1 protein-coding gene is annotated in these 24,701 nt (G+C 69.1%); it reads right to left on the bottom strand.

Going from position 1 to position 24,701, the window contains the following annotated elements:
- Positions 1-123 precede the first annotated feature (123 nt).
- Positions 124-24,681 carry a non-ribosomal peptide synthase/polyketide synthase gene (locus ABFX45_RS41765; RefSeq protein ID WP_346136501.1) on the bottom strand — a complete coding sequence of 8,186 codons (24,558 nt, stop codon included), beginning with the start codon at positions 24,679-24,681 and terminating at the stop codon, positions 124-126.
- Positions 24,682-24,701 lie beyond the last annotated feature (20 nt).

Here is a 24,701-nt window from a genome sequence, read left to right as displayed (position 1 = left end):
CATGACACCTTTAAAAGCGCATGCCAAATAGAGTCTGGTGACACAGTGCAATTCATTGGTCCACTTGCGAAAAGCCGGTGCGCTAGATGCTCCCTCTTTCTTGGGTGCCTCGTTCTGGCGCGATCACCCGCCCATCTGCTTGAGCACGGCGGCGAGGCTCGCCTGATCGATGTTGGCCAGTGGGAAGTCGGACGGGGTCACTCCGCCGGCTCCGGACTGGCAGTGCTCGACCAGCTCGCGCAACGCGTTCACGTACCGCGTCGCGAGCCGTTCGACAGTCGCCGGCCTGTGCACGTTGGTGCTGAAGTACCACTCGACCAGCAGGCGACCGTCCGAGGTCTGCTCGGCTTCGATCTGCAGCAGGTGCGACCGGTTCCCCTGCTCGTTCTCCGTCGGGCCGCACAGGTCGGCGGGCAGCTCCCTGCGGATCAGCCCCACCGCGTCGTCGCCCGCGGCGTCGAACGCGCCGAGGTAGTTGAACAGAACCGGCCGCGCGGGCGCGTCGACCAGGCGGTCGTCGCGTCGCAGGTAACGGAGAATCCCGTAGCCGACACCGCGGCGCGGTACGGCCCGCAACTGCTCCTTGACCGCTTTGATCAGCTCGCCGCTGTCGCCGAGACGCCGGTGGCGCAGGCGAACCGGGAAGATCGACGTGAACCACCCGACGGTGCGGGACAGGTCGACGCCGTCGGCGATCGCCTCGCGGCCGTGGCTCTCCAGGTCGATCGTGACATCGCCGGTGCCTGCCCACTCGCCCAGCGTTTTCAGCAGGGCGGCCAGCAGCAGGTCGTTGATCTGGGTGCGATAGGCCTTGTGGGCCTCACCCAGCAGCACCTCGGTCGACTTCGCGTCGAGCCAGGTGCGGACGGTGTCGGCCGACTCCTCGGTGTTGGCCCCGTGGCCGTCGACTGGCACCGCGGTGACCCGCTCGGTCTGCGCGGCCCAGTGGTCGCGTTCGGCTTCGGGGTTGTCGTCGTGCAGCACCTCGGCCCACTGCTGGAACGAGGTCGTCTTGGGCCCCAACGCTTCCGGCCCTGCCTGGTAGGCCGTGTCGAGGTCCTCCAGCAGGATGTTCCACGCCACGCCGTCCATGACGAAGTGGTGCGCGGTGAGCCCCAGCCAGGCCGGGGCGGCGCCGCGGTCGAAGTAGACCGCGGCCACCAGCGGGCCGTCCGCCAGGCGCAACGACGTCTGCGCCTCGGTCATGTGCGCGATGACCTCGTCGTCGTCCTTGACCGTGACGACGCGGAGAACCTGGCTCAGCTCGCCGTCATTGTCCTGGACCCGGGTGTCCCCGTCCTGGCGGAACCTGATGCGCAGGGCATCGTGGTGGCCCACGACGGCGTCCAGTGCCCGCGCGAGCCGGTCCGGGTCGGTGCCGGTCGCCAGCTCGAACACGCCCGACCAGTTCCAGTGGTCGCGGTCTGGGATGTTCTGCTCGACGAACCAGTGCTGGATCGGCGTGAGCGGGACCGGACCGGTGACGACGCCCTGTTCGGCCAGCGTCAGCGCGGGGGTGTCGCTCACGACGGGGGCGAGCTCGGCGATGGTCTGGTGGGCGAACACGTCCGCCACGTCCACGCCCAGCCCGGCGGCCCTGGTCCTGGCGACGATCTGCAGGCTCAGGATCGAGTCGCCGCCCAGCTCGAAGAAGTTGTCGTGCACTCCCACCCGTTCGAGGCCCAGCACCTGCGACCACACCGCCGCGAGAGTGTCCTCAACGGACGTTCGGGGCGCTTCGAAGACCTCTGCCGCGCTCTCGGGTTCGGGGTCGGGCAGGCCCTTGCGGTCGACCTTCCCGTTCGGGGTGAGGGGCAACCTGTCCAGCGGCACGAACACCGACGGCACCAGGTAGTCCGGCACCCGCTCACGCAACCAGTCCCGCAGGACCTTCGCGCTGAACTCCCCTTCCGCCACAACGTAGGCGACCAGGCGCTTGCCACCGTGCGGACCGCCATTCCGCGCCACCACAACAACATCACGCACGTCCGGGTGATCACCGATGACCACCTCGACCTCGCCGGGTTCGACCCGGTAGCCGCGGATCTTGACCTGCTCGTCCACGCGGCCCAGGAACTCGATCGTGCCGTCCGCACGCCACCGCGCCCGGTCACCGGTCCGGTACAACCGGCCGCCAGCCACACCGAAGATGTCCGGCACGAACCGTTCCGCGGTCAGGTCGGGCCGGTTCACGTAGCCGCGTGCCACACCGGGACCACCGACGAGCAGCTCACCCGGGACGCCGACGGGAGCCGGGCGCAGCGCGTCGTCGACGATGACGGCGCGGGCGCCGGCGAGCGGTGTGCCGATGGGCACGACGGCGTGCGGGTGGTCGTCCCCGACCGGGTGGAAGATCGAGTCGATGGCCGCCTCGGTCACGCCGAACACGTTGCCCGGCACCGCGTTCGGCGCCACCTCGGCCACTGCCGTGGTGAGTGCGTCGTGCGTCCACATGTCCGTACCCGAGATCACCAACCGCAGGCTTTCCACGGGACCTGCGGTGCGGCAGTGCGCCGCCAGGTCGCGCAACAGCATGCCCGGCACGATCTCGGCGATCGCCACGCCGTCACCGCTCAGCGTGCCGTGCAACGATTCCACGGACACGTGTTCGTCGTGCGGCAGGAACACCACCGTCTGCCCGAACGCCAACGCGCGGGTCATGTCGCCGATGGACACGTCGAAGCCCGGACCGGACATCGACAACACCACCCCCGGACCACCCACATCGGCGAGCCCGGCGCGCCATCCCGCGACGTACGACGACAATGCGCCGTGCGTCACCGCGACACCCTTGGGCCGGCCGGTCGATCCGGACGTGTAAGCGATGTACGCCAACGCATCGGGGTCGATCCGCACCGGCGACGGGTCGAGGACCGTGTCGTCCGGCACGAGCACCGGGCCGCTGAACGCGGCCAGCTCACCGGCGAGAACAGTGGTCGTGACCGCGGCAACCGCACCCGCATCGGCCAGCAGGAACGCGAGTCGTTCGGCGGGCAGACCAGGGTTGATCGGCACGTACACACCACCGCTGCGCAACACACCCTGGAAAGCCACCGCGAGCTCGACCCCGCGTGGGACCAGCACGGCGACCGGCGACTCCACCGTCACCCCGGCCTGCTGCAGGCGTGCAGCCAGGCTGGCAGACCGGGCGTCCAGCTCGGCGAACGTCAGGCGCTCGCCGCCGCACTTCGCGGCCACGGCGCCGGTGTGCGCCCAGCTCCGGATCAGGTCGGGTACCGGCAGTTCGGCGGCCGGCGTGGAAGTCTCGCCCCACGCCACGAGCTGTGCCGCCTGCTCCGGGCGCTGCAGCGGCAGGTCGGCGACGGCCAGCTCCGGGTCGTGCGCGACGGCGGTGAGGACGACGACGAGCTGGTCGAGAACGCGTTCGACGGTGGTGGCGTCGAACGCGGCCGTGGAGAACTCTGCTTCGATCTTGAGCGTGGCTTCCAGGTCGACCGCGAAGGTGAGCGGGTAGTTGCCCTGCTCGACGGACTCGACGGCGTCTGCCCAGTCCTCGCCGACGTCGGCGGGTGCTTCCTCCTGCGGGTAGTTGCCGAACACGACGATGCTGTCGAACAACCCGCGGCCGTGCGGCACAGCGGACCACCGTTGCACGTCGACCAGCGGCGTGAACTCGTACCGTTGCAGCGCGATCTGGTTGTCCCGCAGTTCATGCAGCCACGACGTGAACGGCGTGTCCATGGGCACGACGGCACGCACGGGCAGCGTGTTGATGAACAGTCCGACCATCGACTCGACCCCGGCCAGGTCTGCGGGGCGGCCCGAGACGGTCAGGCCGAACACCACGTCGTCCTCACCCGAGCTCGCGGAGAGCACCTTCGCCCACGCCGCCTGCACGACCGTCGACAACGTGACGCGCTCACGCCGTGCCAGCTCCACGAGCCTGGTGGTGGCGTCCTCGTCGAGGTGCGTGCGCCGCCGGTCCTGGGCGTAGTGGCTCGCGGCCAGGCGGTCCACCGGCAGTGCCGTGGGCGCCTCGAAGCCGCCGAGGTAGGTGCGCCAGAACCCTTCGGTGTCAGCGGGATCGCGCTGGCCGAGCCAGGCGATGTAGTCGCGGTAGGGCCGCGCCGGTGGCAGAGACTGCCGTTGGTAGGCGGCGGACACCTCGTCCATGACGACGGGCAGGCTCCACCCGTCGCACAAGCCCTGGTAGAGGCCCCAGATGAGCCAGTTCTGCCCGTTGCCGCGGTCGACGAGGTAGAGGCGTGTGAGCGGTGGGCGGGCCAGGTCGAAACCAAGCGCACGATCGTCCGCCAGCAGCTCCTGCAGCCGAACCTGTTGTGCGGCCTCGTCGAGACCCGACCAGTCGCGCTGCTCGAGCGGGACATCAACGTCGGTGAGCACGATCTGCACCGGCTCGCTGACGCCCTCCCACACGAACCCGCTCCGCAGTGCAGCGTGCCGGGCGATCACCTGACGCCAGGCCGCCGCCAGCCTCGCCGCGTCGATCTGACCGGCGAGGTCGTAGACGCCCTGTCCCCAGTAGAGGCCGTCCCCTTCGTCCGGGGCGCCGACGACACCGAACAACATGCCCGACTGCACCGGCGCCAGCTGGTAAGCGTCCACAAGCGACGGACAGCTCGCCACGAGCCCGTCGATCTCGTCCTGCGTGAGGGTCGCCAGCGGGAAGTCCGACGGCGTGAACCCACCAGCCGTCGACCTGCAGTGCTCGGCTAGCTCACGCAACGCCTCGACGTACCGCGCCGCAACCCGTTCTACGGTGGCGGTGTCGTGGCGGTTGGTGGAGTGGAACCACTCGATGGACAACCGTCCGTCAGCGGCCTGTTGCACTTCGAGCTGCAACAGGTGCGATCGCGTTCCGCCTTCGGCTTCGCTCGGGCCGGCCAGGTCGCCGTTCAGCTCGCGGCGGATCAACCCTGCCTCGTCGTCACCGGTGGCGTCATGCGCGCCGAGGTAGTTGAACAACACCGGCCGGTCTGGTGCGCCGGTCAGTTCACCGTGCAGCCACCGCAGTACTCCGTAGCCCACGCCACGACGCGGCACCTCACGGAGTTGTTCCTTCACCGCCTTGATCGCCGCTGCCGGATCACGTTCGCCGGTGAGGCGGACGGGGAAGATCGACGTGAACCAGCCGACCGTGCGGGACAGGTCCGCGACCCCACGGCCGTGGCTCTCCAAGTCGACCGTGACGTGGTCGGAGCCGGCCCACTCCCCCAGAGCCTGGGCGAGAGCGGCCAGCAACAGGTCGTGGCCCTGCGTGCGGTACGCCTTGTGCGCGTCGCCGAGCAGGGTCGCGGTCGTGTCCGCGTCCAGCCATGACTGCACGATCGACTCGGACGCATCGGTGTTCGGGCCGTTGCCGTCGGCCGGAAGCGTGACGACGTCCGCGGTTGCCGCGACCCAGTGCTCCCGTTCGCCGCTGGCGTCGTCGTCCTGCAACTGCTGTGCCCACTGCTGGAACGAGGTCGTCTTCGGCGCGAGCGTCCCGCCGTGGTAGGCGGTGTCGAGGTCTTCCAACAGGATGTTCCACGACACGCCGTCCATCACCAGGTGGTGCACGGTCAGACCGAGCCACGCAGGCTCGTCACCGCGGTCGAAGAACACGGCGGCGATGAGTGGACCGTCGGCCAGACGCAATGATTTCTGCGCCTCGGTCATGTGCGCGACGACATCGTGGTCGGCGGTCACGCGCAGGAACCCGCCGCCGTCGACCGGCGCGTTGTACTGGCTGTCGGCGCTGAAGCGGATCCGCAGCGCATCGTGGTGGGCCACAACGGCGTCCAGTGCGTGGCCGAGCCGGTCCGGATCGGTGCCGGGGGCCAGTTCGAACATGCCGGACCAGTTCCAGTGGTCGCGGTCCGGGATGTCCTGAGCCAGGAACCAGCGCTGGATCGGCGTGAACGGCACCGGACCGGTGACCACACCTTGCTCCGCCAGCGTCGCCGCCGGAGCGTCCCGCACCACTGGCGCCAGCTCGGCCACCGACTGGTGGGCGAACACGTCGGCCACGTCGATGCCGAGTCCGGCAGCGCGAGCACGAGCGACGATCTGCAGGCTCAGGATCGAATCGCCACCGAGCTCGAAGAAGTTGTCGTGCACGCCGACGCGCCCGACACCGAGCACGCCACTCCACACCGCCGCCAGCGTTTCCTCGACGGCAGTCCGCGGTGCGACATACGCCTCACCGGTCGACTCGGGCTCGGGGTCAGGCAGCCCTCGCCGATCAACCTTCCCGTTCGGTGTCAGCGGCAGCCGCTCCAGCGCCACGAACACCGGCGGCACGAGATAGTCCGGAACGCGTTCCCGTAGCCACGCCCGCAACACCGACCCACTGACGTCTCCACCCTCAGCGACCACGTAAGCCACGAGTCGCTTGCCACCGTGCGGGCCGCCATCACGTGCGACCACGACGACATCACGCACGCCGGGGTGGTCACCGATGACGACCTCGACCTCGCCGGGTTCGACCCGGTAACCACGGATCTTCACCTGCTCGTCGACACGGCCCAGGAACTCGATCGTGCCGTCCGCACACCACCGAGCCCGGTCACCGGTCCGGTACAACCGACCGCCGGCACCACCGAACACATCGGGCACGAACCGCTCGGCTGTCAGATCGGGGCGGCCCACATAGCCCTGAGCCAGACCGGGACCGCCGACCAGCAGCTCGCCCGGCACACCCACCGGTGCCGGTCGCAACGAGCCGTCCACCACGAACGCCTGTGCACCGGCCAACGGCGTACCGATCGGCACCACGGCCGCGGGGTGATCCTCGCCGACCGGGTGGAAGATCGAGTCGATCGCCGCCTCGGTCACGCCGAACACGTTGCCCGGCACGGCGTTGGGGGCGACTTCGGCAACTGCGGTGGTGAGCGCGTCGTGCGTCCACATATCGGTGCCGGAGATGACCAGGCGCAAGCTCTCCACCGGCCCGGCGGTGCGGCAGTGCGCCGCCAGATCGCGCAGGAGCATGCCCGGCACGATCTCCGCGACCTCGACCTCGTGATTCAACAGGGTCTGGTGCAACGACTCCACCGTCACGTGCTCGTCGTGCGGCAAGAACACCACGGTCTGCCCGAAGGCCAGGGCACGCGTCATGTCACCGATCGACACGTCGAAGCCCGGACCGGACATCGACAACACCGTGCCGGGGCCGCCCAACACGGCCAGACCATCACGCCAACCGGCCACGTACGACGACAACGCGCGATGCGTCACCGCCACGCCCTTGGGCCGCCCCGTCGAGCCCGACGTGTAGGCGATGTACGCCAAGCCGTTGGGGTCGAGCGGCTCGTAGAAGGCGGGCGCTTCCTCGGGTGCGCGTGGGTCGTCGGAGGCGCCGGGCATGTCGGAGCCGTCGAGCATGTCCTCCAGCAACAGGACTTCACCCGCGAACCCGGCCAGCTCACCCGCCAGAACCGAGGTCGTCACCACAGCGACCACCCCGGCATCAGCCAGCAAAAACGCCAAACGCTCAGCAGGCAGACCGGGGTTGATCGGCACGTACACGCCACCAGAACGCAGCACACCCTGGAACGCCACCGCCAGCTCGATCCCACGCGGCGCCAAGACCGCCACCGGTGACTCCACCGTCACACCAACCCGGCGCAAACGGGCGGCCAGGGCATCGGCCCGAGCACCCAGCTCGGCGAACGTGAGCCGCTCGTCCCCGCAGATCACGGCGATCTCGGCCGAGGTCCGCGCCCAGTCGTCGATCAGGTCCGGCACCGGCCGCTCGGCGGCAGGAGGAGTCGTGCTGCCCCACTCCACGAGCTGGGCGGCCTGGGCCGGGCGGTGCAGCGGGATGTCCTGAACCGGCAGGTCCGGCCGCTCGGCCACCGCCGTCAGCACGACCATGAGCTGGTCGAGGATCCGTTCGACCGTGGTCGCGTCGAACGCGGCCGTGGAGAACTCTGCTTCGATCTTGAGCGTGGCTTCCAGGTCGACCGCGAAGGTGAGCGGGTAGTTGCCCTGCTCCACCGACTCGACGGCGTCCACCCCGCCCAGATCCTCCGGCTGCTCCTCCTGGGGGTAGTTGCCGAACACCACGATGCTGTCGAACAACGCACGACCGTGCGGCACCGCAGACCAGCGCTGCACATCCACCAGCGGCGTGTACTCGAACCGTTGCACCGCAACCTGGTTGTCCCGCAGGTCGTGCAGCCACGACGTGAACGGCACGTCCGCGGGCACGACTGCCCGGATCGGCAGGGTGTTGATGAACAGGCCGACCATCGACTCGACCCCGGCCAGCTCGGCCGGTCGGCCCGAGACGGTCAGGCCGAACACCACGTCGTCCTCGCCCGAACTCGCGGAGAGGACCTTCGCCCACGCGGCCTGCACGACCGTCGACAGCGTCACGCGCTCGCGCCGGGCCAGTTCCACCAGGCTCGCCGTCACGCTGCCGTCCAGGTGCGTGCGCCGGCGGTCCTGGTCGTAGTGGCTCACCGCCAACCGATCGGCGGGCAACGGAGTCGGCGCCTCGAAGCCACCCAGATACGTGCGCCAGAACGCTTCCGGCTCGGCCGGGTCACGGCCGTCCAGCCACGCGATGAAGTCCCGGTACGGCCGGGTGGGCTCCAGCGCGCTGCCCTGGTAGGCGGCGGACACCTCGTCCATCACGACGGGCAGGCTCCACCCGTCGCACAAGCCCTGGTAGAGGCCCCAGATCAGCCAGTTCTGCCCGTTGCCGCAGTCCACCAGGTACAGCCGCATCAACGGCGGCCGGGCCAGGTCGAACCCGAGCGCACGATCGTCCGCCAGCAACTCCTGCAGCCGAACCTGTTGTGCGGCCTCGTCAAGGCCCGACCAGTCGCGCTGCTCAAGCGGAACGTCAACGTCCGCGAGCACGACCTGCACCGGCTCGCCGACGCCCTCCCACACGAAGCCACTGCGCAGGGACGCGTGCCGGGCGATCACCTCACGCCACGCCGCCGCGAACCGCTCCACGTCGATCGGGCCCGCGAGGTCGTAGACGCTCTGGCCCCAGTAGAGGCCGTCGACGGGAGAACCCACGACACCGAACAGCATGCCCGACTGCACCGGCGCCAACCGGTACACGTCCACCAGCGGATAACGCTCCGCGAGCCGGTCGATCTCCGGCTGGGCCAGCGATGCCAAGGGGAAGTCCGACGGCGTGAACCCACCAGCCGTCGACCTGCAGTGCTCGACCAGTTCGCGCAACGCCTCGACGTACCTTGCGGCAACCCGCTCGATGGTGGCGGTGTCGTGGCGGTTGGTGGAGTGGAACCACTCGATGGACAACCGTCCGTCAGCGGCCTGCTGCACTTCGAGCTGCAACAGGTGCGATCGCGTCCCGCCTTCGCCCTCGGTCGGGCCGGCGAGATCGCTGTCCAGCTCGCGGCGGATCAACCCTGCCTCGTCGTCACCGGTGGCGTCATGCGCGCCGAGGTAGTTGAACAACACCGGTCGATCCGGCGCACCGGCCAGTTCACCCTGCAGCCAGCGCAGAACGCCATAACCCACGCCACGACGCGGTACCGCCCGCAAGTCTTCCTTGACGGCCTTGATCGCCATCGCCGGATCACGCTGGTTGGTGAGGCGGGCGGGGAAGATCGACGTGAACCAGCCGACCGTCCGGGACAGGTCCGCACCTTCACGGCCGTGGCTCTCCAAGTCCACGGTGACGTGATCGGTGCCGGCCCACTCACCGAGCGTCTGAGCGAGAGCGGTCAGCAGCAGCTCGTGGCCCTGCGTCCGGTACGCCTTGTGCGCATCGCCGAGCAGCGTCGCAGTCGTGTCCGCGTCCAGCCACGACTGCACGATCGCCTCGGACGCATCGGTGTTCGGGCCGTCGCCATCAGCGGGAAGCGCAGGCACGTCCGCGGTCGCGGCGATCCAGTGGTCGCGCTCGGCGCTGGCGTCGTCGTCCTGCAACTGCTGTGCCCACTGCTGGAACGACGTCGTCTTCGGCCCGAGCGATCCGCCGTCGTAGGCGGTGTCGAGGTCCTCCAGCAACACGTTCCACGACACCCCGTCCATCACCAGGTGATGAACGGTCAGACCAAGCCACGCGGGCTCGTCACCACGGTCGAAGAAGACCGCAGCCAGAAGCGGACCATCGGCCAGACGCAACGACTTCTGCGCCGTCGTCATCTCCGCGGACACTTCATCGTCATGCACAGCAACAACCCGCAGGTCAACAGGCTCGATGCCGGCGTTGTGCTGCTCATCCGGTGTGAACCGGATGCGCAACGCGTCGTGGTGCGCCACCACGGCATTGAGCGCCGACGCAAGGCGATCGGGATCGGTGCCGGCAGCCAGTTCGAACACACCCGACCAGTTCCAGTGGTCCCGGTTCGGGATGTCCTGCGTCAGGAACCAGTGCTGAATCGGTGTGAACGGGATGGGCCCGGTGATCACACCCTGCTCCGCCGAGGACACCGCGGGGGTGTCCCGCACCGCCAGGGCGAGTTCGGCAACCGTCTGGTGGGCGAACACGTCCGCCACATCCACACCCAGACCGGCCGCGCGAACACGGGCGACGACCTGCAAGCTCAGGATCGAGTCGCCGCCCAGCTCGAAGAAGTTGTCGTGCACGCCGACGCGCTCGACACCCAGCACGCCACTCCACACCGCCGCCAGCGTTTCCTCAGCAGCGTTGCGGGGCGCGACATACGCCTCGCCGGTCGTCTCGGGTTCGGGGTCGGGCAGACCCCGGCGGTCGACCTTCCCGTTCGGCGTCAGCGGCAGCCGATCCAGCGGCACGAACACCGACGGCACCAGGTAGTCCGGCACCCGCTCACGCAACCAGTCCCGCAGGACCTTCGCGCTGAACTCCCCTTCCGCCACAACGTAGGCGACCAGGCGCTTGCCACCGTGCGGACCGCCATTCCGCGCCACCACAACAACATCACGCACGTCGGGGTAATCACCGATGACCACCTCGACCTCACCGGGTTCGACCCGATAACCACGGATCTTCACCTGCTCGTCGACCCGGCCCAGGAACTCGATCGTGCCGTCCGCACACCACCGCGCCCGGTCACCAGTGCGGTACAGACGCTGGCCAGAGCCCGTGAACACGTCAGGCACGAACCGCTCCGCGGTCAGGTCCGGGCGGCCCACGTACCCACGCGCCACACCAGGACCGCCGACCAGCAGCTCACCCGGCACACCCACCGGTGCCGGCCGGAACGACCCGTCCACCACGAAGGCCTGTGCACCGGCCAACGGCGTACCGATCGGCACCACGGCCGCAGGGTGATCATCCGTCACGGCGTGGAAGATCGAGTCGATCGCCGCCTCGGTCACGCCGAACACGTTGCCCGGCACCGCATTCGGCGCCACTTCAGCCACCGCACTCGTGAGCGCGTCGTGCGTCCACATGTCCGTACCCGAGATCACCAAACGCAGGCTCTCGACAGGACCAGCGATCCGGCAGTGCGCCGCCAAGTCGCGCAGGAGCATGCCCGGCACGATCTCCGCGACCTCGACCTCATGGGCGACCAGGGTCTGGTGCAACGACTCCACCGTCACGTGCTCGTCGTGCGGCAAGAACACCACCGTCTGACCAAACGCCAGGGCACGCGTCATGTCACCGATCGACACGTCGAAGCCCGGACCGGACATCGACAACACCGTGCCGGGGCCGCCCAACACGGCCAGACCATCACGCCAACCGGCCACATAGGACGACAAGGCGGCGTGCGTCACCGCCACGCCCTTGGGCCGACCAGTCGAACCTGACGTGTAAGCGATGTACGCCAACGCATCGCGCTTGACGAGGCGAGTCCCCGCCGAGGTGACGTCGTCATCCAGCTCCAGCACCTCGCCGGCGAACCCTGCCAGCTCACCGACGAGATCCTCCGTCGTGACCGCGGCGACCGCACCAACGTCCTCGAGGAGGAACGTGAGGCGCTCGGCGGGCAGACCGGGGTTGATCGGCACATACGCGCCACCGCTGCGCAACACGCCGTGGAAGGCCACGGCCAGGTCGATCCCGCGCGGCACCAGCACCGCCACCGGCGACTCCACCGTCACCCCCGCCCGCTGCAGCCGTCCCGCCAGTGCGTCGGCCCGCGCCCGCAACTGGGCGAACGTGAGGCTGTCCTCGCCGCACACCACTGCCACGGCGTCAGGGGTGGTGTGAGCCCAGCTGTCGATCAGGTCGGGCACCGGCGGTTCGGCGGCAGGTTCCGGTGTTCTCCCCCACGCGACCAACTCCGCCGCCTGCTCGGGACGCTGCAACGGCACGTCGCCGATGGCGAGCCCCGGCCGTTCCGCCACCGCCGTGAGCACGACCACCAGTTGGTCGAGGATCCGCTCGACTGTCACCGCGTCGAACGCGGCCGTCGAGAACTCGGCTTCGATCTTGAGCGTCGTCTCCAGGTCGACCGCGAAGGTGAGCGGGTAGTTGCCCTGCTCCACCGACTCGACGGCCTGCACCCCGCCGAGGTCTTCCGGCTGCTCCTCCTGCGGGAAATTGCCGAACACCACGATGCTGTCGAACAACGCGCGACCGTGCGGCACCGCAGACCAGCGCTGCACGTCAACGAGTGGCGTGTACTCGAACCGTTGCAGCGCGACCTGGTTGTCCTGCAGCTCGTGCAACCACGACGCAAACGGCGTGTCGACCGGCACCACAGCCCGCACGGGCAACGTGTTGATGAACAAGCCGACCATCGACTCCACCCCGGCCAGCTCAGCCGGACGACCCGACACCGTCAGCCCGAACACCACGTCGTCCTCACCCGACGACGCGGACAACACCTTCGCCCACGCCGCCTGCACCACCGTCGACAACGTCACATGCTCACGCCGCGCCAGCTCCACCAGCCCGGCCGTCACACCCTCGCTCAGGTGCGTACGCCGCCGATCCTGGTCGTAGTGGCTCGCCGCCAACCGATCGGCGGGCAGCGGAGTCGGAGCCTCGAAGCCGTCGAGGTTCGTGCGCCAGAACCCTTCGGTGTCAGCGGGATCGCGCTGGCCGAGCCAGGCGATGTAGTCGCGGTACGGCCGCGCCGGTGGCAGAGACTGCCGTTGATAGGCGGCGGACACCTCGTCCATGACGACGGGCAGACTCCACCCGTCGCACAAGCCCTGGTACAGCCCCCAAACGAGCCAGTTCCGCCCGTCGCCGCGGTCGACGAGGTAGAGGCGGGTGAGCGGCGGGCGAGCGAGATCGAACCCGAGCGCGCGGTCCTCCGCCAGCAATTCCTGCAACCGCATCTGTTGTGCAGCCTCATCGAGTCCTGACCAGTCGTGAGTCGTCAACGGCACGTCGACCTCGGCCAGCACGACCTGCACCGGTTCGCTGACGCCTTCCCACACGAAACCGCTGCGCAGAGGTGCGTGCCGGGCAACGACTTCACGCCAGGCCGCCGCCAGCCTCGCCGCGTCGATCTGACCGGCGAGGTCGTAAACGCCCTGTCCCCAGTAGAGCCCGTCGACAGGAGCACCCACAACACCGAACAACATGCCCGACTGCACCGGCGCCAACCGGTACACGTCCACCAGCGGATAACGCTCCGCCAGCCCATCCACCTCACCCTGCGTCAACGACGCCAACGGGAAGTCCGACGGCGTGAACCCACCAGCCGACCGGCAATGCCCGACCAACCCACGCAACGCCTCGACATACCGCCCCGCAACCCGTTCGACGGTGGCGGTGTCGTGCAGGTTGGTGGAGTGGAACCACTCGATGGACAACCGCCCATCCGCACCCTGCTGCACTTCGAGCTGCAGCAGGTGCGATCGCGTCCCGCCCTCGCCTTCACTCGGTCCGGCCAGCTCGGCGGGAAGTTCCCGGCGAATCAGCCCGGCCGTGTCGACGGCGTCGAAGGCACCCAGGTAGTTGAACAACACCGGCCGATCCGGCGCACTGGCCAGTTCGCCCTGCAGCCAGCGCAACACGCCATAGCCGACACCGCGGCGCGGCACTGATCGCAGCTCTTCCTTCACCGTCTTGATCGCCGCCGACGGATCACGCCGGCTCGTGAGGCGCACCGGGAAGATCGACGTGAACCAGCCGACCGTGCGCGACAGATCCGCACCCTCACGGCCGTGGCTCTCCAAGTCCACGGTGACGTGGTCACCACCAGCCCACTCGCCCAGGGTCTGGGCAAGAGCGGTCAGCAGCAGGTCGTGGCCCTGCGTGCGGTACGCCTTGTGCGCCTCGCCCAGAAGCGCCGTAGTCGTCTCGGCATCCAGCCACGACTGCACGACCGCACTGGACGCCTCCGTGTTCGGACCGCGCCCGTCCACCGGGACGGCCGTGACGTCCGTGGTCGCCGCAACCCAATGCGCACGTTCGCCGCCGGCGTCGAGGGTCTGGAGCTGTTCGGACCACGCCTTGAACGAGGTCGTCTTCGGCGCGAGCGTCCCACCGCGGTAGGCGGTGTCGAGGTCCTCCAGCAGGAGATTCCACGACACGCCGTCCATCACCAGGTGGTGCACGGTCAGGCCAAGCCACGCAGGCTCGTCACCGCGATCGAAGAAGACGGCAGCCAGAAGCGGACCATCGGCGAGACGCAACGACTTCTGCGCTGCCGTCATGTGCGCGACCACGTCCTGGTCATCGGCAACGCGCAAGAACCCGCCACCGTCGACCGGCGCGTTGTACTGACCATCGGCGTCGAACCTGATCCGCAGCGCATCGTGGTGGGCCACAACGGCATCGAGTGCCCGCCCGAGCCGGTCCGGATCGGTGCCGGGCGCCAGCTCGAACACACCCGACCAGTTCCAGTGATCGCGGTCCGGGATGTCCTGAGCCAGGAACCAGCGCTGGATCGGCGTGAACGGCACCGGACCGGTGACCACACCCTGCTCAGCAAGCGTCGCCTCCGGAGCCTTCCGGACGGCCAGAGCCAGCTCGGCGATGGTCTGATGGGCGAACACGTCCGCCACATCGACACCCAGACCGGCCGCGCGAGCCCGAGCCACGATCTGCAGGCTCAGGATCGAATCGCCACCGAGCTCGAAGAAGTTGTCGTGCACGCCAACACGCTCGACACCGAGCACCTGCGACCACACCGCCGCGAGGGTCTCCTCGGCAACGCTCCGGGGCGCGACATGCGCCTCACCGGCCGTCTCGGGCTCGGGATCGGGCAGCCCTCGCCGATCAACCTTCCCGTTCGGCGTCAGCGGCAGCCGCTCCAGCGCCACGAACACCGACGGCACGAGATAGTCCGGAACGCGTTCTCGCAACCACGCCCGCAACACCGACCCACTGACGTCTCCACCCTCAGCGACCACGTAAGCCACGAGTCGCTTGCCACCGTGCGGGCCGCCATCACGAGCCACCACAACGACATCACGCACGTCCGAGTGATCACCGATGACGACCTCGACCTCGCCCGGCTCAACCCGGTAACCACGGATCTTCACCTGCTCATCGACCCGGCCCAGGAACTCGATGGTCCCGTCCGCACGCCACCGAGCCCGGTCACCGGTCCGGTACAACCGCCCGCCGGATCCACCGAACACATCGGGCACGAATCGCTCGGCTGTCAGGTCCGGGCGGCCCACATAGCTCTGAGCCAGACCGGGACCGCCGACCAGCAGCTCGCCCGGCACACCCACCGGTGCCGGCCAGAACGAGCCGTCCACCACGAACGCCTGTGCACCGGCCAACGGCGTACCGATCGGCACCACGGCCGCGGGGTGATCATCCGTCACGGCGTGGAAGATCGAGTCGATCGCCGCCTCGGTCACGCCGAACACGTTGCCCGGCACGGCGTTGGGGGCGACTTCGGCAACTGCGGTGGTGAGCGCGTCGTGCGTCCACATGTCCGTACCCGAGATCACCAGGCGCAGCGACTTGACCGGCCCGGCCTCACGGCAGTGCGCGGCCAGGTCGCGCAGCAGCATGCCCGGCACGATCTCCGCGACCTCGACCTCGTGCTCCACCAGGGTCTGGTGCAGCGACTCGACCGTCACGTGCTCGTCGTGCGGCAGGAACACCACCGTCCGGCCGAACGCCAACGCGCGAGTCATGTCCCCGATGGACACGTCAAAGCCAGGGCCGGACATGGACAGCACGGTGCCCGGACCACCCAACGCGGCGAGACCGTCACGCCAACCGGCCACGTACGACGACAACGCGCGATGCGTCACCGCCACGCCCTTGGGCCGCCCCGTCGAGCCCGACGTGTAGGCGATGTACGCCAACGCGTTGGGGTCGACCGGCGCGAGCGGCTCGTCCGAGACCCCGGACATCTCGTCCAGCAGCAGGACTTCGCCCGCGAACCCGGACAACTCCCCCGCCAGAACCGACGTCGTCACAGCAGCAACCACACCGGCATCAGCCAGCAAAAACGCCAAACGCTCAGCAGGCAGACCGGGGTTGATCGGCACGTACACGCCACCAGAACGCAGCACACCCTGGAACGCCACCGCCAGCTCGATCCCACGCGGCACCAACACCGCCACCGGCGACGCCACGGTCACCCCGGCCTGCTGAAGCCGAGCAGCCAGCGCATCGGCCCGCGTGCCCAGCTCGGCGAACGTGAGCCGCTCGTCCCCGCAGATCACGGCAACCTCGGCCGAGGTCCGCGCCCAGTCGTCGATCAGATCCGGCACCGGCCGCTCGGCAACAGGCACCGGGGTGGCACCCCACGCCACCAATTCGGCAGCCTGCTCGGGACGCTGCAACGGCACGTCCCGCACCGCCAGCTCAGGCCGTTCCGCGACCGCGGTGAGCACAACAGCGAGCTGGTCGAGGATCCGCTCGACCGTGACCGCGTCGAACGCCGCCGTCGAGAACTCCGCCTCCACACGCAGCGTGCGTTCGAGGTCGACGGCGAAGGTGAGCGGGTAGTTGCCCTGCTCGACCGAGTCGGCGGCCTGCAAGCCACTCAGGTCTTCCGGCAACTCTTCCTGCGGATAGTTGCCGAACACCACGATGGAATCGAACAACGCACGACCGTGCGGAACGGCCGACCACCGCTGCACGTCCACCAACGGCGTGTACTCGAACCGTTGCAGCGCAACCTGGTTGTCCTGCAGCGAAGGCAACCACTCGGCGAACGACGTGTCGCCCGGCACCGCTGCCCGCACGGGCAGCGTGTTGATGAACAGGCCGACCATCGACTCGACCCCGGCCAGCTCAGCAGGACGGCCCGAGACTGTCAGGCCGAACACCACGTCGTCGTCACCCGAATACGTCGACAGCAGCAGTGCCCACGCCGCCTGCACGACCGTCGACAGCGTCACGCGCTCGCGGCGGGCCAGCTCGACCAGCTTGGCCGTGACGGTCTCGTCCAGGCGCATCCGGCGGCGGTCCTGGTCGTAGTGGCTGCTCGCCAGCCGATCGACCGGAAGTGGCGTGGGGGCCTCGAAGCCGTCCAGGTAGGTGCGCCAGAAGCCCTCGGACTCGGACGGGTCACGCCGGCCCAGCCACGCGATGAAGTCCCGGTAGGACCGGACGGGCTCAAGCGACTGGCCCTGGTAGGTGGCGGACACCTCGTCCATCACGACGGGCAGGCTCCACCCGTCGCACAGGCCTTGGTACAAGCCCCACACCAGCCACAGCCGGTCCTCGCCGCGATCGACCAGGTACAGCCGCATCAACGGCGGCACGGCGAGATCGAAGCCCAGCGCGCGATCGGACGCCAGGAGCGCCTGCAGTTGCTCCTGCTGAGCCGCGTCGTCGAGGCCGGACCAGTCCCGCTGCTCAAGCGGGACATCAACGTCAGCCAGCACGATCTGCACCGGCTCGCCGACGCCCTCCCACACGAACCCGCTGCGCAACGCGGCGTGCCGGGCGATCACCGACCGCCAGGCAGCGGCAAGCCGCTCCGCGTCGATCGGCCCGGCGAGGTCGTAGACGCCCTGTCCCCAGTAGAGCCCGTCGACCGGGGAACCCGCGACACCGAACAACATGCCCGACTGCACCGGCGCCAACCGGTACACGTCCACCAGCGGATAACGCTCCGCCAGCCCGTCCACCTCAACCTGCGTCAACGACGCCAACGGGAAGTCCGACGGCGTGAACCCACCAGCCGACCGGCAATGCCCGACCAACCCACGCAACGCCTCGACATACCGCGCCGCAACCCGTTCGACGGTGACGGTGTCGTGCAGGTTGTGGCTGAAGTGCCAGTCGACCCGCAGCCGTCCGTCGGTGTCCTGCTGGGCTTCGATCTGCAGGACGTGCGAACGGGTCCCGCCGGGGCCCTCGCTCGGGCCGGCCAGCTCGGCGGGGAGCTCCCGGCGGATCAGGCCGAGCGAGTCGACGGCGTCGAAAGCACCCAGGTAGTTGAACAACACCGGCCGATCGGGAGCATCGGCCAGGTCGTTCTGCAGCCAGCGCAACACGCCATAGCCGACACCACGGCGCGGCACTGATCGCAGCTCCTCCTTGACCGCCTTGATCGCCGCCGCTGGATCGTCCTCGTGGGTGAGGCGCACCGGGAAGATCGACGTGAAGTACCCGACGGTGCGCGACAGGTCGACGCCGTCCGCCACCGCCTCACGGCCGTGGCTTTCCAGGTCCACCGTCACGTGGCCGGTACCCGCCCACTCCCCCAGCGCCTGGGCGAGAGCGGCGAGCAGCAGGTCGTTGCCCTGGGTGCGGTAGGCGCGGTGAGCGTCGCCCAGCAGCGCGGCGGTGGTCTCGGGGTCGAGCCACGACCGCACGACACCGGCCGAAGTCTCGGTGTTGAGCCCTTGGCGGTCCTGCGGCAGTGCCACCACGTCCGCGGTCTGGGCCAGCCAGGTCTCCCGCTCCGCCTGCGCGTCCAGCTCCCGCAGGACCTCGGCCCATTGCTGGAACGACGTCGTCTTCGGCCCGAGCGCCCGGCCTGCACAAGCCGTGTCGAGGTCCTCCAGCAACACGTTCCACGACACCCCGTCCATCACCAGGTGGTGAACGGTCAGACCGAGCCACGCAGGCTGCGAACCACGATCGAAGAACACGGCGGCGATGAGCGGACCATCGACCAGACGCAAGGACGTCTGCGCGGCGGTCATGTGCGCCACCACAGCCTCGTCGTCGGCAACCTCGACGACGCGCAACACGCTGCCGCCGTCGACCGGTGCGTTGTACTGCCCATTGGCGTCGAGCCGGATCCGCAACGCATCGTGGTGCGCGACAAGGACATCGAGCGCCCGGCTCAGACGATCGGGATCGGTGCCCGGTGCCAGTTCGAACATGCCGGACCAGTTCCAGTGGTCCCGGTTCGGGATGTCCTCGGCCAGGAACCAGTGCTGGATCGGCGTCAGCGGAACAGGGCCGGTCACCACCCCCTGGTCAGCCAGGGTCACCGAGGGCGTGTCGCGCACGACGCCCGCCAGCTCGGCGACCGTCTGGTGGGCGAACACGTCCGCCACATCGACACCCAGACCAGCGGCACGAACGCGAGCGACGATCTGCAGGCTCAGGATCGAATCCCCGCCCAGCTCGAAGAAGTTGTCGTGCACGCCGACGCGCTCGACACCGAGCACGCCACTCCACACGGCCGCGAGGGTCTCTTCGGCAGCGGTCCGCGGTGCGACATACGCCTCACCGGCTGTCTCGGGCTCAGGGTGGGGAAGGCCTCTTCGATCAACCTTGCCGTTCGGCGTCAGCGGCAACCGTTCCAGCGCCACGAACACAGACGGCACAAGGTAGTCCGGAACGCGTTCTCGCAACCACGCCCGCAACACCGAACCACTGACGTCCTCGGACTCGGCCACGACATAAGCCACGAGCCGCTTGCCGCCGTGCGGACCGCCATCCCGCGCCACCACGACGACATCACGCACGCCGGGGTGGTCACCGATGACGACCTCGACCTCGCCGGGCTCGACGCGGTAGCCGCGGATCTTCACCTGCTCATCGACCCGGCCGAGGAACTCGATCGTGCCGTCCGCACGCCACCGCGCCCGGTCACCGGTCCGGTAGAGCCGGCCACCGGCCGCACCGAACAAGTCGGGAACGAACCTCGTGGCGGTCAGGCCGGGACGGCCCAGGTAGCCACGCGCCACACCGGCACCACCGACCAACAGCTCACCCGGAACACCGATGGGAACGGGCCGCATCGCCGAATCGACCACCACAGCGCGGGCACCGGCCAGCGGAGTACCGATGGGCACCACTGCCACGGGGTCGTCCTCGATCACGGCGTGGAAGATCGAGTCGATGGCCGCCTCGGTCACACCGAACACGTTGCCCGGCACGGCGTTGGGAGCGACTTCGGCAACCGCACTCGTGAGCGCGTCGTGCGTCCACATGTCCGTACCCGAGATCACCAACCGCAGACTCTCGACCGGCCCCGCCACCCGGCAGTGCGCCGCCAGATCGCGCAGGAGCATGCCGGGAACGATCTCGGCCACTTCGATCTGGTGCTCGACCAACGTGGCGTGCAGCGACTCCACCGACACATGCTCGTCGTGCGGCAGGAACACCACCGTCTGGCCAAACGCCAGGGCACGAGTCATGTCACCGATCGACACGTCGAAACCCGGACCCGACATCGACAACACCGTGCCCGGCCCACCCAACGCGCGCAGGCCATCACGCCAACCAGCCACATAGGACGACAACGCGCGATGCGTCACCGCCACACCCTTGGGACGGCCGGTCGAACCCGACGTGTAAGCGATGTACGCCAACGCATCAGGGTTCATGTGCACCGACAGCGCATCGAGGACCGTGTCGTCCATCACCAGCACTTCGCCGCTGAACGCGGCCAGCTCACCGGCCAGGGCCGAAGTCGTGACCGCGGCGACCGCACCAACGTCCTCGAGGAGGAACGCGAGGCGTTCGGCGGGCAGACCGGGATTGATCGGCACATACACGCCACTACTGCGCAACACGCCCTGGAACGCCACCGCCAGCTCAATCCCACGCGGCACCAACACCGCGACCGGCGACTCCACCGTCACCCCGGCCTGCCGCAGCCGTGCCGCCAGACCAGCGGAGCGGGCGTCCAGCTCGGCGAACGTCAGGCGCTCGTCGCCGCACACCACGGCAACCTCGGCACTGTCCGCCCAGCTGTGGATCAGCTCGGGGACGGACGCCTCGGCGACCGGAACCGGGGTCTCGCCCCACGCCACGAGCTGCGCCGCCTGCTCCGGGCGCTGCAACGGCACGTCCACGACCGCGAGCTCCGGCCGTTCCGCCACCGCGGTGAGCACGACCACCAGCTGGTCGAGGATCCGCTCGACCGTGACCGCCTCGAAGGCGGCCGTGGAGAACTCAGCCTCGATGCGCAGGCGGCGTTCCAGGTCGACCGCGAAGGTGAGCGGGTAGTTGCCCTGCTCCACCGAGTCGACGGTGGCGTAGCCGGCGGCCAGGTCGTCCGGCAGGTCCTGGTGCGGGTAGTTGCCGAACACGACGATGGAGTCGAAAAGGGCGCGGCCACCCGGAACAGCCGACCACCGCTGCACATCCACCAGTGGCGTGTACTCGAACCGTTGCAGCGCGACCTGGTTGTCCTGCAGCTCGTGCAACCACGACGCAAACGGCGTGTCGACCGGCACAGCCCGCACGGGCAACGTGTTGATGAACAAGCCGACCATCGACTCCACCCCGGCCAGCTCAGCCGGACGACCCGACACCGTCAGCCCGAACACCACGTCGTCCTCACCCGACGACGCGGACAACACCTTCGCCCACGCCGCCTGCACCACCGTCGACAACGTCACGCGCTCACGCCGCGCCAGCTCCACCAGCCTGGTGGTGACGCCCTCGTCCAGCATCGTCTTGCGGCGATCCTGTGCGTAATGGCTCGCCGCCAGCCGATCCACGGGCAACGGAGTGGGCGCCTCGAACCCGTCCAGGTAGGTGCGCCAGAAACCCTCGGACTCGTCCGGATCACGCCCGTCCAGCCAGCCGATGAACTCCCGGTACGGCCGCGCCGGAGCCAGGGTCTCGCCGTCGTAGGCGGCGAACACCTCGTCCACCACTACGGGAAGGCTCCACCCGTCGCACAAACCCTGGTACAGCCCCCACACCAGCCAAAGGCGACCTTTGCCGCGGTCCACCAGGTACAGCCGCGTCAACGGCGGCGCCGCCAGGTCGAAGCCCAGCGCCCGGTCCTCGGCCAGCAACTCGCGCAGCCGTGACTGCTGGGTGTCCCCGTCGAGATCGGACCAGTCGCGCAGCTGCAGCGGAACCTCGACGTCCGCCAGGACGACCTGCACCGGCTCGCTGACGCCTTCCCACACGAACCCGCTCCGCAGCGCGGCGTGCCGGCCGATCACCTCGCGCCACGCCCGTGCCAGTCGCTCGGCGTCGACAGGACCGGCGATGTCGTAGACGCCCTGGCCCCAGTACAGACCGTCGACGGGCGAACCCACAACACCGAACAACATGCCGGACTGCACCGGCGCCAACCGGTACACATCCACCAGCGGATAACGCTCCGCGAGCCCGTCGACCTCGCCCTGCGTCAACGACGCCAAGGGGAAGTCCGACGGCGTGAAGCCCGCGACTCCCGACTGGCAGTGCGTCACCAGTTCGCGCAACGCCTCGACATAACGGGCAGCGACCCGCTCGACGGTGCCGGGGAGATGAACGTTCGTGCTGTGCAGCCAGTCGATCCGCAGCCGGCCGTCGTCCGCGCGGACGACTTCGAGCTGCAGCGGGTAGGCCCTGGTCCCGCCGGGTCCCTGCATCGGACCGGCCAGCTCGGCCGGAAGCTCCCGGCGGATCAGGCCGACGGAGTCGACCGCGTCGAAGGCGCCGAGGTAGTTGAACAGCACCGGACGATCCGGCGCATCGGCCAACTCACCCCGCAGCCAGCGCAACACGCCATAGCCGACACCACGGCGCGGCACCGCCCGCAGCTGTTCCTTGACCGTCTTCACCGTCGCGCCCGGATCGGCGTGTCGGCTCAACCGGACCGGGAAGATCGATGTGAACCAACCGACCGTGCGTGACAGGTCCAGGCCCTCACGGCCGTGGCTCTCCAGGTCGACCGTGATGTGGTCGGTGCCGGCCCACTCCCCCAGGACGTTCGCCAGCGCGGCGAGCAACAGGTCGTTGGCCTGTGTCCGATAAGCCTTGTGGGCCTCGCCGAACAGGGCGGCGGTGGTGCCGGCGTCCAGCCAGGTGCGCACCACGGCACCGGACGCCTCGGTGTTCGGTCCGTCGTGGTCGACCGGCAGCGCGACCACGTCCGACGTCGCCGCGACCCAGTGCTCCCGTTCGCCATCGACGTCCAGTTCCAGCAGGTGCTCGGCCCACTGCTGGAACGAGGACGTCTTGGGCCCCAACGCCTCTGAGCGGTACGCGGTGTCGAGATCCTCCAGCAACACGTTCCACGACACACCATCCATCACCAGGTGATGGACGGTCAGACCCAGCCACGCGGGCTCGTCACCGCGGTCGAAGAACACGGCGGCGATGAGCGGACCATCGGCCAGACGCAACGACTTCTGGGCCGCCGTCATCTCCGCAGGCACTTCGTCGTCGTGCACAGCAACGACACGCACGTCGGCAGCTTCGATACCGGCGTTGTACTGGCCCTCCGGCGTGAACCAGATGCGCAACGCGTCGTGATGCGCCACCACAGCGTTGAGCGCCGACACGAGACGATCAGGGTCGGTGCCCGGCGCCAGCTCGAACACACCCGACCAGTTCCAGTGATCCCGGTCCGGGATGTCCTGAGCCAGGAACCACCGCTGAATCGGCGTGAACGGCACGGGCCCGGTGACCACGCCCTGCTCCGCCGAGGAGACCGCAGGGGTGTCGCGCACGGCGAGGGCGAGCTCTGCGATGGTCTGATGGGCGAACACGTCCGCCACATCGACGCCCAGACCGGCCGCCCGCACACGGGCGACGATCTGCAGGCTCAGGATCGAGTCGCCGCCCAGCTCGAAGAAGTTGTCGTGCACGCCGACGCGCCCGACACCGAGCACGCCACTCCACACCGCCGCCAGCGTTTCCTCGACGGCGGTCCGGGGCGCGACACAGGTCTCCGCGACTGCCTCCGGCTCAGGCTCGGGCAACCCGCGACGGTCGACCTTCCCGTTCGGTGTCAGCGGCAACCGGTCCAAGGCCACGAACACCGACGGCACCAGGTAATCCGGAACGCGCTCACGCAACCACGCACGCAGCACCGAACCACTGACGTCCTCGGACTCGGCCACCACGTAAGCGACGAGCCGCTTGCCGCCGTGCGGGCCACCATCCCGCGCCACCACAACGACATCACGCACGCCGGGGTGGTCACCGATGACGACCTCGACCTCACCGGGCTCGACCCGATAGCCGCGGATCTTCACCTGCTCGTCGACCCGGCCCAGGAACTCGAGCACACCGTCGGCACGCCACCGGGCCCGGTCACCGGTCCGGTACAACCGCCCGCCGGATCCACCGAACACATCGGGCACGAACCGTGCCGCCGTCAGATCCGGACGGCCGGCATACCCGCGCGCCACACCGCCACCGCCGACCAGCAACTCACCGGGAACACCCACCGGCACCGGCCGCAGCGTCCCGTCCACCACGAACGCCTGGGCACCGGCCAACGGCTTGCCGATCGGCACCACCGCCGCCGGGTGATCCTCGCCGACCGGGTGGAAGATCGAGTCGATCGCCGCCTCGGTCACACCGAACACGTTGCCCGGCACGGCGTTGGGGGCGACTTCGGCGACCGCTCCGGTGAGCGCGTCGTGCGTCCACATGTCGGTGCCGGAGATGACCAGGCGCAGCGACTTGACCGGCCCGGCCTCACGGCAGTGCGCGGCCAGGTCGCGCAGCAGCATGCCCGGCACGATCTCCGCGACCTCGACCTCGTGCTCCACCAGGGTCTGGTGCAGCGACTCGA

The organism is Lentzea roselyniae (assembly GCF_039537795.1).
Lineage (GTDB): Bacteria > Actinomycetota > Actinomycetes > Mycobacteriales > Pseudonocardiaceae > Lentzea > Lentzea atacamensis.
This window is presented reverse-complemented; position numbering and strand designations above follow the sequence as displayed.